Annotated in this window: 17 protein-coding genes; all 17 read left to right on the top strand. The window is 34.6% G+C overall.

The features are described 5' to 3' along the window. Positions 1–49: 49 nt before the first annotated feature. The gene (gene fusA, locus AACZ53_RS11945) at positions 50–2206 is read left to right on the top strand and encodes an elongation factor G (protein ID WP_339838728.1); all 2157 of its coding nucleotides are present in this window, start codon (positions 50–52) and stop codon (positions 2204–2206) included. A gap of 11 nt (positions 2207–2217) precedes the next feature. Further along, positions 2218–2523: a 30S ribosomal protein S10 gene (gene rpsJ / locus AACZ53_RS11940; protein ID WP_008254495.1), complete on the top strand. Its 306-nt coding sequence runs from the start codon at positions 2218–2220 to the stop codon at positions 2521–2523. A gap of 228 nt (positions 2524–2751) precedes the next feature. Next, positions 2752–3369, top strand: a complete 618-nt coding sequence (gene rplC, locus AACZ53_RS11935) for a 50S ribosomal protein L3 (protein WP_026717853.1) — start codon at positions 2752–2754, stop codon at positions 3367–3369. Beyond that, on the top strand, positions 3369–3998 hold the full coding sequence (gene rplD, locus AACZ53_RS11930; protein WP_339838723.1) for a 50S ribosomal protein L4: 630 nt from the start codon (positions 3369–3371) through the stop codon (positions 3996–3998). The genes rplC and rplD overlap by 1 nt, the downstream gene beginning before the upstream one ends. A gap of 6 nt (positions 3999–4004) precedes the next feature. Beyond that, positions 4005–4295 (top strand): 50S ribosomal protein L23, encoded by a 291-nt coding sequence (gene rplW / locus AACZ53_RS11925; RefSeq protein WP_026717855.1) that lies wholly within the window; start codon positions 4005–4007, stop codon positions 4293–4295. Positions 4296–4304: 9 nt separating this feature from the next. After that, positions 4305–5129 (top strand): 50S ribosomal protein L2, encoded by an 825-nt coding sequence (rplB, locus tag AACZ53_RS11920; RefSeq protein WP_026717856.1) that lies wholly within the window; start codon positions 4305–4307, stop codon positions 5127–5129. 10 nt (positions 5130–5139) lie between these two features. Then, positions 5140–5418 (top strand): 30S ribosomal protein S19, encoded by a 279-nt coding sequence (gene rpsS / locus AACZ53_RS11915; protein ID WP_026717857.1) that lies wholly within the window; start codon positions 5140–5142, stop codon positions 5416–5418. Between the two features lie 6 nt (positions 5419–5424). Next, positions 5425–5835 (top strand): 50S ribosomal protein L22, encoded by a 411-nt coding sequence (gene rplV / locus AACZ53_RS11910; protein WP_339838718.1) that lies wholly within the window; start codon positions 5425–5427, stop codon positions 5833–5835. A gap of 8 nt (positions 5836–5843) precedes the next feature. After that, the gene (rpsC, locus tag AACZ53_RS11905; protein ID WP_026717859.1) at positions 5844–6578 is read left to right on the top strand and encodes a 30S ribosomal protein S3; all 735 of its coding nucleotides are present in this window, start codon (positions 5844–5846) and stop codon (positions 6576–6578) included. 20 nt (positions 6579–6598) lie between these two features. Next, positions 6599–7024: a 50S ribosomal protein L16 gene (rplP, locus tag AACZ53_RS11900; RefSeq protein WP_026717860.1), complete on the top strand. Its 426-nt coding sequence runs from the start codon at positions 6599–6601 to the stop codon at positions 7022–7024. Positions 7025–7036: 12 nt separating this feature from the next. Continuing rightward, entirely contained in the window at positions 7037–7225 is a 189-nt protein-coding gene (rpmC, locus tag AACZ53_RS11895) for a 50S ribosomal protein L29 (protein WP_026717861.1), read from the top strand. 17 nt (positions 7226–7242) lie between these two features. Next, positions 7243–7500, top strand: a complete 258-nt coding sequence (rpsQ, locus tag AACZ53_RS11890; RefSeq protein ID WP_339838715.1) for a 30S ribosomal protein S17 — start codon at positions 7243–7245, stop codon at positions 7498–7500. Positions 7501–7502: 2 nt separating this feature from the next. Next, positions 7503–7871, top strand: coding sequence for a 50S ribosomal protein L14 (gene rplN, locus AACZ53_RS11885; RefSeq protein ID WP_026717863.1), 369 nt, complete (start codon positions 7503–7505; stop codon positions 7869–7871). Positions 7872–7883: 12 nt separating this feature from the next. Further along, positions 7884–8198: a 50S ribosomal protein L24 gene (gene rplX / locus AACZ53_RS11880; RefSeq protein ID WP_026717864.1), complete on the top strand. Its 315-nt coding sequence runs from the start codon at positions 7884–7886 to the stop codon at positions 8196–8198. A 2-nt stretch (positions 8199–8200) separates the two neighbouring features. Next, a complete protein-coding gene (gene rplE / locus AACZ53_RS11875) occupies positions 8201–8752 on the top strand; it encodes a 50S ribosomal protein L5 (RefSeq protein WP_339838712.1) in 552 nt (183 codons plus the stop codon). A 3-nt stretch (positions 8753–8755) separates the two neighbouring features. After that, a complete protein-coding gene (gene rpsN / locus AACZ53_RS11870; RefSeq protein WP_026717866.1) occupies positions 8756–9025 on the top strand; it encodes a 30S ribosomal protein S14 in 270 nt (89 codons plus the stop codon). A gap of 106 nt (positions 9026–9131) precedes the next feature. Further along, the coding region (gene rpsH / locus AACZ53_RS11865) for a 30S ribosomal protein S8 (protein ID WP_339838709.1) at positions 9132–9360 on the top strand (229 nt) is incomplete at its 3' end.

The raw sequence follows: 9360 nt of genomic DNA, 5'->3' as shown, positions 1-9360 counted from the left end.
CAAAATGGCGGAAGCAAATAAAGCATTCTCACACTTTAGATTTTAAGAAATGGCAAGAGATTTAAAATATACAAGAAATATAGGAATTGCTGCTCATATTGATGCTGGTAAAACAACAACAACTGAGCGTATATTATTCTATACTGGAAAATCACACAAAATTGGTGAAGTACATGATGGTGCTGCAACAATGGACTGGATGGCACAAGAGCAAGAAAGAGGTATTACAATTACTTCTGCTGCTACAACCTGTGAATGGAATTTTCCAACAAAACAAGGTGCAATTTTACCGGAATCAATACCTTATCACTTTAATATTATCGATACTCCAGGTCACGTTGATTTTACAGTAGAGGTAAACCGTTCGTTACGTGTATTAGATGGTTTAGTTTTCTTGTTTAGTGCTGTTGATGGTGTTGAGCCTCAATCAGAAACTAACTGGAGATTAGCAGATCAATACAGAGTTCCAAGAATGGGATTTGTTAACAAGATGGACCGTCAAGGGTCTAACTTTTTAATGGTATGTCAACAAGTTAGAGATATGCTAAAATCAAACGCAGTTGCAATAACATTGCCAATTGGAGAAGAAAACGATTTTAGAGGTGTAGTTGACTTAGTGAAAAATCAAGCTATTGTATGGCATGATGAAACATTAGGAGCTACTTTTGATATCATTGACATTCCGGCTGATATGGTTGATGAAGTTAAAGAATACAGATCTATCCTTATAGAGGCAGTTGCTGATTATGATGAGAATTTGTTAGAAAAATTCATGGAAGATGAAAACTCTATTACAGAGGAAGAAATCAATAACGCTTTAAGAGCGGCTACTATGGATATGGCTATCATTCCAATGATCGCAGGTTCTTCTTTTAAAAATAAAGGAGTTCAATTTATGTTGGATGCAGTTTGTAAATATTTACCATCTCCAATGGATAAAGAAGGTATCGAAGGGATTCATCCTGATGATGTTGATTTATTAGAAGAAGATCAAAAGAAAATATTACGTCGTCCTGATACAAAAGAGCCATTTGCTGCTCTTGCATTTAAAATTGCTACTGACCCTTATGTTGGTCGTTTAGCTTTCTTCCGTGCATATTCAGGTCGTTTAGATGCTGGTTCGTATATTTTAAATACACGTTCTGGAAATAAAGAAAGAATTTCTCGTATCTACCAAATGCATGCTAACAAGCAAAACCCAATCGATTATATCGAAGCAGGTGATATTGGTGCAGCAGTTGGGTTTAAAGATATTAAGACAGGAGATACAATGTGTGATGAAAAACACCCAATTATTCTTGAGTCAATGAAATTTCCTGATCCAGTAATTGGTATCGCTATTGAGCCAAAAACTAAAGCAGATGTTGATAAAATGGGTATGGCTTTAGCTAAATTAGCTGAAGAGGATCCAACTTTTACAGTCAGAACTGATGAAGCTTCAGGTCAAACTATTATTTCAGGAATGGGTGAGTTACACTTAGATATTCTTGTAGATAGAATGAAACGTGAATTCAAAGTTGAAGTTAACCAAGGTGAGCCTCAAGTTGAATATAAAGAAGCATTCACGAAATCAGCTACACATAGAGAGACATATAAAAAACAATCTGGAGGTCGTGGTAAATTCGGTGATATCGTTTTTACATTAGAACCAGCAGAAGATGTTGATGGTAAACCAGCTGTTGGATTACAGTTTGTTAATGCAGTAAAAGGTGGTAATGTTCCTAAAGAATATATTCCATCTGTTGAAAAAGGTTTCCGTGAAGCTATGAAGGCTGGTCCATTGGCAGGTTATGCTGTGGATAGTTTAAAAGTGACTTTATCGGATGGATCTTTTCACCCTGTGGATTCTGATGCTCTTTCTTTTGAATTAGCAGCAAAATTAGGATACAAAGAAGTAGCTAAGGCTGCAGGAGCTGTTATTCTTGAACCAATTATGAAAATCGAAGTAATCACACCTGAAGAAAATATGGGTGATATTGTAGGTGATTTAAATAGAAGAAGAGGTCAAGTTAACAACATGGGTGATAGAAGTGGTGCAAAAACTATTAAAGCAGATGTGCCTTTGTCTGAAATGTTTGGATATGTAACAACATTAAGAACATTATCATCAGGTAGAGCAACTTCTACAATGGAGTTTTCACACTACGCAGAAACACCTTCGAATATTTCAGAAGAGGTAATCAAAAAAGCAAAAGGTAACGCTTAATTCTAAAGAAAATGAGTCAAAAAATCAGAATAAAATTAAAATCTTACGATCACATGTTGGTAGATAAATCTGCTGAAAAGATTGTAAAAACTGTAAAAAGTACAGGTGCTGTTGTAACTGGACCAATTCCATTACCGACACACAAAAAGATTTTTACTGTGTTGCGTTCACCGCACGTAAACAAAAAATCACGTGAGCAATTTGAACTTAGTTCATACAAAAGATTGTTAGACATTTATAGTTCTTCTTCTAAGACTATTGATGCTTTAATGAAATTGGAATTGCCAAGTGGTGTTGAAGTAGAAATTAAAGTATAGTTTCATACACTGTTAAGTCAGTTTAAAATAAAAGCCGCTAGTATTTGTTTACTGCGGTTTTTTTAATCTTTAATGCTTTGTTTATTGCTTAATTTTTCATTTAAAAATAGTTAAGTAATTAATTTTGTATTAATTAAATAAAATTTATATATTTGCACCCTTGTAAAAAAGAGTGTATGTCTATAATATGCACAAAAAAATTAAGTAGTAATTAATAATTAGTTTAATATGTCTGGGTTAATCGGAAGAAAAATTGGCATGACTAGCATCTTTGATGAGAACGGGAAAAATATTCCTTGTACTGTAATTCAAGCTGGTCCATGCGTAGTTACCCAAGTCAGAACCATAGCGGTTGACGGGTACGAAGCTCTTCAACTTGGTTTCGATGACAAAACTGACAAACACTCTATTAAAGCTGAAGAAGGTCACTTCAAGAAAGCTGGAACAGATGTTAAGAAGAAAGTCGTTGAATTCAAGTATTTTGAAGAAAAACACAACTTAGGTGATGTGTTGAATGTGGATTTATTCACGGAAGGAGAATTTGTAGATGTACAAGGTGTATCTAAAGGTAAAGGTTTTCAAGGGGTTGTTAAACGTCACGGATTTGGTGGTGTTGGACAAGCAACTCATGGTCAGCATAACCGTTTAAGAGCGCCAGGTTCAGTTGGAGCTTCTTCTTATCCATCTAGAGTATTCAAAGGAATGCGTATGGCTGGAAGAATGGGTACAGATAACGTAACAATTCAGAATCTTAGAGTTTTAAAAGTCGTTGCAGACAAAAACCTTTTAGTAGTAAAAGGATGTGTGCCAGGACATAAAAACTCTTACGTAATCATTCAGAAGTAATGGAAGTAAAAGTATTAGATGTAAACGGAAAAGAAACTGGGAGAAAAGTACAACTTTCTGATTCAGTATTCGCAATTGAACCAAATAATCACGCTGTATACCTTGATGTTAAGCAATATTTAGCTAATCAAAGACAAGGAACGCACAAAGCTAAAGAAAGAGCTGAAGTTGCGGGAAGTACACGTAAGATTAAAAAACAAAAAGGAACAGGAACTGCCAGAGCTGGTAGTGCTAAAAACCCTTTGTTTAAAGGTGGAGGAACAGTATTTGGACCTAGACCAAGAAGTTATTCATTTAAATTGAATAAATCTTTAAAGCGTTTAGCAAGAAAATCTGCCTTCTCAATCAAAGCAAAAGAAGAAAATTTATTAGTAGTTGAAGATTTCAATTTTGAAACTCCAAACACTAAAAATTTCATTAACGTTTTGAAAGCTTTAGGGTTAGATAATAAAAAATCTCTATTTGTGTTGGGTGATTCAAATAAAAATGTATATTTGTCGTCACGCAATTTAAAAGGGTCTAGCGTTATAACTACTTCTGAATTAAGCACTTATGGTATTTTGAATACTAATAAATTGGTCTTATTAGAGAGTTCGTTAGAAGGAATTGAAACTAATTTAAGTAAATAAGAAGGTATGAATGTTATAATTAAACCTATCATTACTGAAAAGATGACAAAAGACGGTGAAATTTTTAACCGTTTTGGTTTTGTAGTTGACAAAAAAGCAAACAAAATACAAATTAAGAAAGCTATTGAAGCTTCTTATGGAGTTACTGTTGAAAACGTCAATACAATGAATTACAGATCTGATAGATCGGTTAAATACACTAAGAGTGGTTTAATCGTTGGTAAAACAAATGCTTATAAAAAAGCAGTTGTACAACTGAAAGAAGGAGAAGCAATAGACTTTTATAATAATATCTAATAAAACAAGATGTCAGTTAGAAAATTAAAACCTATTACCCCAGGACAGCGATTTAGAGTTGTAAATAGCTTTGACACTATTACAACTGATAAGCCGGAGCGAGCATTGCTAGCACCGAAAAAACGTTCAGGAGGTAGAAATAGTCAAGGAAAGATGACCATGCGTTACACAGGTGGTGGTCACAAACAAAAGTATCGTATTATCGATTTTAAAAGAACTAAGCACGGAATTCCTGCTACAGTTAAAACAATCGAATACGATCCAAATCGTTCAGCATTCATTTCATTGCTTGCATATGTAGATGGAGAAAAAACTTATGTAATTGCACCAAATGGTTTACAAGTTGGTCAAACAGTAGTTTCAGGTCCAGATGCAATTCCAGAAATTGGAAATACTTTACTTTTAAGTAAAATTCCTCTAGGTACAGTTATATCATGTATTGAATTAAGACCAGGTCAAGGAGCTGTTATCGCTCGTTCGGCAGGTACTTTCGCTCAATTGATGGCAAGAGATGGAAAATATGCTACAATTAAAATGCCTTCAGGTGAAACAAGATTAATCTTGTTAACTTGTTCAGCAACAATTGGAGCGGTTTCAAACTCTGATCACCAATTAATCGTATCTGGTAAGGCAGGTAGATCAAGATGGTTAGGTAGAAGACCAAGAACTAGACCAGTAGCTATGAACCCAGTTGATCACCCTATGGGAGGTGGAGAAGGACGCTCTTCAGGAGGTCATCCACGTTCAAGAAAAGGAATACCAGCTAAAGGTTATAGAACTCGTTCTAAGGTTAACCCGAGTAGTAAGTATATTGTTGAACGCAGAAAGAAATAATTAGATAGACATGGCACGTTCATTAAAAAAAGGACCATTTGTACATTATAAGTTAGAGAAAAAAGTTCAAGCTAATATTGAAGGAGGTAATAAAGGTGTTGTTAAGACTTGGTCTAGAGCATCAATGATTACTCCTGATTTTGTTGGACAAACTATAGCTGTTCATAATGGTCGTCAATTTGTTCCAGTATATGTTACTGAGAACATGGTAGGACATAAATTAGGAGAATTTTCACCAACAAGATCTTTTAGAGGTCACGCAGGTGCAAAAAATAAAGGTAAAAAATAAGAAGCAATGGGAGTTCGTAAAAGAGAAACAGCAGATGCAAGAAAAGAGGCTAATAAGTCTATAGCTTTTGCAAAATTGAATAACTGCCCTACTTCACCTAGAAAAATGCGCTTAGTTGCGGATATGGTAAGAGGTCAAAAAGTAGAACTAGCTCTTAATGTTTTAAGATTTAGTACTAAAGAAGCTTCAAGAAAACTAGAAAAACTATTATTATCTGCTATCAATAACTGGGAGCAAAAAAATAGTGAAGCTAGTATTGAAGATGCAGGTTTATTTATAAAAGAGATCAGAGTAGATGGTGGAGCTATGTTAAAAAGACTTCGTCCAGCCCCTCAAGGTCGTGCACACAGAATAAGAAAACGTTCTAATCACGTTACAATCGTATTAGGGCAATTAGATAACACACAAAGCAATTAATAAACAGTATGGGACAAAAGACAAATCCAATAGGGAATAGACTTGGTATCATCAGAGGGTGGGACTCAAACTGGTACGGTGGAAATGATTACGGTGATAAAATCGCTGAAGATTATAAAATCAGAAAGTATATCCACGCTCGTTTATCAAAAGCTAGTGTATCAAAAATAATTATCGAGAGAACTTTAAAACTTGTAACCGTTACTATCACTACTGCTAGACCTGGTATTATTATCGGAAAAGGTGGTCAAGAGGTAGACAAGTTAAAAGAAGAACTTAAGAAAATTACTGACAAAGAAGTTCAAATCAACATTTTCGAAATCAAAAGACCTGAACTTGATGCCCTATTAGTAGGAGCAAGTATTGCACGTCAAATTGAGAATAGAATTTCTTACAGAAGAGCAATCAAAATGGCTATCGCAGCAGCTATGAGAATGAACGCAGAAGGTATTAAAGTACTTATCTCTGGTCGTTTAAATGGAGCTGAAATGGCACGTTCTGAGCAATTCAAAGAAGGTAGAATTCCTTTGTCAACTTTCAGAGCTGATATTGATTATTCATTATCTGAAGCACATACTACTTATGGTAGAATGGGTATCAAAGTATGGATAATGAAAGGTGAGGTTTACGGTAAAAGAGATCTTTCCCCGTTAGTTGGTATGGACAAAAAACAGTCTAAATCTTCAGGATCTTCATCTTCTAAAAGAGATGGTGGTAGACCAAACAATCGCAAAAGAAAGTAATTATTTAAACTAAAGAAAAAATGTTACAGCCTAAAAGAACAAAATACCGTAAGGTACAAAAGGGTAGAATGAAAGGAAATTCTCAAAGAGGACATGTACTTTCTAGTGGAATGTTTGGAATTAAATCGGTTCATGAAAAAGGAGTATTCTTAACTTCACGTCAAATCGAAGCTGCGCGTATCGCTGCAACTCGTTTTATGAAGAGAGAAGGTCAATTATGGATCAATGTATTCCCAGACAAGCCTATTACTAAGAAGCCTCTTGAGGTACGTATGGGTAAGGGTAAAGGTGCAGTCGAATATTGGGCTGCAGTTTGTAAACCTGGAAAAATAATGTTTGAAGTTGGTGGTGTTCCACTATCAGTTGCAAAAGAAGCTTTACGTTTAGCAGCACAAAAACTTCCAGTGAAAACTAAGTTTGTTGTTGCAAGAGACTTTGAAGCATAATCAAAATTTATTATGAAACAATCAGAAATTATAAGTCTATCAGCAACTGAGTTACAAGAAAAACTTAGCCAGTTAAAGAAAACATACGCTGATCTAAAGAATGCTCATGCGATTTCTCCAATTGAGAATCCATTACAACTAAGAGCTCTAAGAAGGTCTGTTGCAAGAGTTACTACTGAATTGACTAAAAAGTTACAATAATTGTACACTGCTGAAAGATGGAAAAAAGAAATTTAAGAAAAGAGAGAATTGGGGTTGTTACTAGCAACAAAATGACAAAGTCTATTGTTGTTTCTGAAACAAGAAGAGTAAAACACCCATTATACGGTAAGTTCGTGTTAAAAACAAAGAAATACGTTGCACACGACGAAATAAACGACTGTAACATTGGAGATACTGTAAAGATCATGGAAACAAGACCTATGAGTAAATCAAAATGTTGGAGATTAGTTGAAATCATTGAAAGAGCTAAATAATTATGGTACAGCAAGAATCAAGATTAAAAGTAGCAGACAATACAGGAGCAAAAGAAGTTTTGACTATCCGTGTATTAGGAGGAACGAAACGTCGTTATGCCTCTGTAGGTGATAAAATTGTAGTTTCTATAAAAGACACTGCTCCTAACGGAAGTGTAAAAAAAGGAGCTGTATCAACTGCAGTTGTTGTACGTACCAAAAAAGAAGTGAGAAGAGCTGATGGATCTTATATCCGTTTTGACGATAACGCATGTGTATTGTTAAACGCTGCAGGTGAAATGAGAGGGACTCGTGTTTTTGGACCAGTTGCCAGAGAACTTCGTGAAAAACAATTCATGAAAATTGTATCATTAGCACCAGAGGTGCTTTAATTCTAAAAAATGATGACAAAGTTAAAAGTAAAATCAGGAGATTTAGTTAGAGTAATTGCTGGAGACCATAAAGGTGAAGAAGGTAAAATCGTAACTATTCTACGTGAAAAAAATAAAGCGATTGTTGAAGGTGTTAATATGGTTTCAAAACATACTAAACCTAGCGCAACTAATCCACAAGGTGGAATCGTAAAGAAAGAAGCTGCTGTTCATATTTCAAACTTGTCTTTAATCGACCCTAAGTCAAAAGAAACGACTAAAGTAGGTTATAAACAAGAAGGAGATAAGAAAGTGAGATTCTCAAAAAAATCTAATCAAGTATTATAGTGATGGCTTACATACCTAGACTAAAAGAAGAATATAAGAGCAGAGTAATTTCTGCACTTACGGAAGAATTCGGTTACAAAAACGTAATGCAAGTTCCAAAACTTGAAAAAATCGTTGTAAGCCGTGGAGTTGGAGCAGCTGTTTCTGATAAGAAATTAGTAGATTATGCTGTAGAAGAAATGACAAAAATTACCGGACAACAAGCGGTAGCTACTATTTCTAAGAAAGACGTTGCGTCTTTCAAATTAAGAAAAGGTATGCCAATTGGAGCTAAAGTAACTTTACGTGGAGAAAGAATGTATGAGTTTTTAGATAGACTTGTAACTTCTGCTTTACCTCGTGTAAGAGATTTTGGTGGAATTAAATCTGATGGATTTGATGGAAGAGGTAATTATAATTTAGGAGTTTTAGAACAAATCATTTTCCCAGAAATTGATATTGATAAAGTTAATAAAATCTCAGGTTTTGATATTACATTCGTAACTTCAGCACCAACAGATAAAGAAGCAAAATCATTATTAGCAGAACTAGGATTACCTTTTAAAAAGAACTAAGATATGGCTAAAGAATCAATGAAAGCCCGCGAGGTAAAAAGAGAAGCAACAGTTGAAAAGTATGCTGAAAAAAGGAAAGCTTTGAAAAAAGCTGGAGATTATGAAGGTTTACAAAAATTACCTAAAAACGCATCTCCTGTACGTTTACACAATCGTTGTAAATTAACAGGAAGACCAAGAGGGTATATGCGTCAATTCGGACTTTCTCGTGTAACCTTCCGTGAAATGGCTAATCAAGGATTAATTCCAGGTGTTAAAAAAGCATCTTGGTAATCTCGCAATAAGTTTGTACTTTTGCAATCCAAAAAATAATTTTAACTGGTTATAGGTTCAATTGGTGAGTACCATTTGAAAACCATAATCGTAATTCATACATGTTATGTATACAGATCCTATAGCGGATTATCTAACGAGAGTTAGAAATGCTGTGAGAGCTAATCACAAAGTGGTTGAGATTCCAGCATCAAACCTTAAAAAAGAAATCACAAAGATTTTATTTGATCAAGGTTATATTTTAAGTTACAAATTCGAAGATGCTACCGTTCAAGGTACTATCAAAATCGCACTTAAGTACGATAAAGAAACAAAAGAATCTGTAATAAAAGATA

It is taken from the genome of uncultured Flavobacterium sp., from assembly GCF_963975005.1.
Taxonomy (GTDB): domain Bacteria; phylum Bacteroidota; class Bacteroidia; order Flavobacteriales; family Flavobacteriaceae; genus Flavobacterium.
The sequence above is the reverse complement of the archived record's forward strand: the minus strand, read 5'-3'. Positions and strand labels throughout refer to the sequence as shown.

What these genes read in the sequence shown, in the direction of transcription:
- fusA (WP_339838728.1), top strand. Translation starts at nt 50, where the DNA reads ATGGCAAGAGATTTAAAATATACAAGAAATATAGGAATTGCTGCTCAT.
- rpsJ (WP_008254495.1), top strand. Translation starts at nt 2,218, where the DNA reads ATGAGTCAAAAAATCAGAATAAAATTAAAATCTTACGATCACATGTTG.
- rplC (WP_026717853.1), top strand. Translation starts at nt 2,752, where the DNA reads ATGTCTGGGTTAATCGGAAGAAAAATTGGCATGACTAGCATCTTTGAT.
- rplD (WP_339838723.1), top strand. Translation starts at nt 3,369, where the DNA reads ATGGAAGTAAAAGTATTAGATGTAAACGGAAAAGAAACTGGGAGAAAA.
- rplW (WP_026717855.1), top strand. Translation starts at nt 4,005, where the DNA reads ATGAATGTTATAATTAAACCTATCATTACTGAAAAGATGACAAAAGAC.
- rplB (WP_026717856.1), top strand. Translation starts at nt 4,305, where the DNA reads ATGTCAGTTAGAAAATTAAAACCTATTACCCCAGGACAGCGATTTAGA.
- rpsS (WP_026717857.1), top strand. Translation starts at nt 5,140, where the DNA reads ATGGCACGTTCATTAAAAAAAGGACCATTTGTACATTATAAGTTAGAG.
- rplV (WP_339838718.1), top strand. Translation starts at nt 5,425, where the DNA reads ATGGGAGTTCGTAAAAGAGAAACAGCAGATGCAAGAAAAGAGGCTAAT.
- rpsC (WP_026717859.1), top strand. Translation starts at nt 5,844, where the DNA reads ATGGGACAAAAGACAAATCCAATAGGGAATAGACTTGGTATCATCAGA.
- rplP (WP_026717860.1), top strand. Translation starts at nt 6,599, where the DNA reads ATGTTACAGCCTAAAAGAACAAAATACCGTAAGGTACAAAAGGGTAGA.
- rpmC (WP_026717861.1), top strand. Translation starts at nt 7,037, where the DNA reads ATGAAACAATCAGAAATTATAAGTCTATCAGCAACTGAGTTACAAGAA.
- rpsQ (WP_339838715.1), top strand. Translation starts at nt 7,243, where the DNA reads ATGGAAAAAAGAAATTTAAGAAAAGAGAGAATTGGGGTTGTTACTAGC.
- rplN (WP_026717863.1), top strand. Translation starts at nt 7,503, where the DNA reads ATGGTACAGCAAGAATCAAGATTAAAAGTAGCAGACAATACAGGAGCA.
- rplX (WP_026717864.1), top strand. Translation starts at nt 7,884, where the DNA reads ATGACAAAGTTAAAAGTAAAATCAGGAGATTTAGTTAGAGTAATTGCT.
- rplE (WP_339838712.1), top strand. Translation starts at nt 8,201, where the DNA reads ATGGCTTACATACCTAGACTAAAAGAAGAATATAAGAGCAGAGTAATT.
- rpsN (WP_026717866.1), top strand. Translation starts at nt 8,756, where the DNA reads ATGGCTAAAGAATCAATGAAAGCCCGCGAGGTAAAAAGAGAAGCAACA.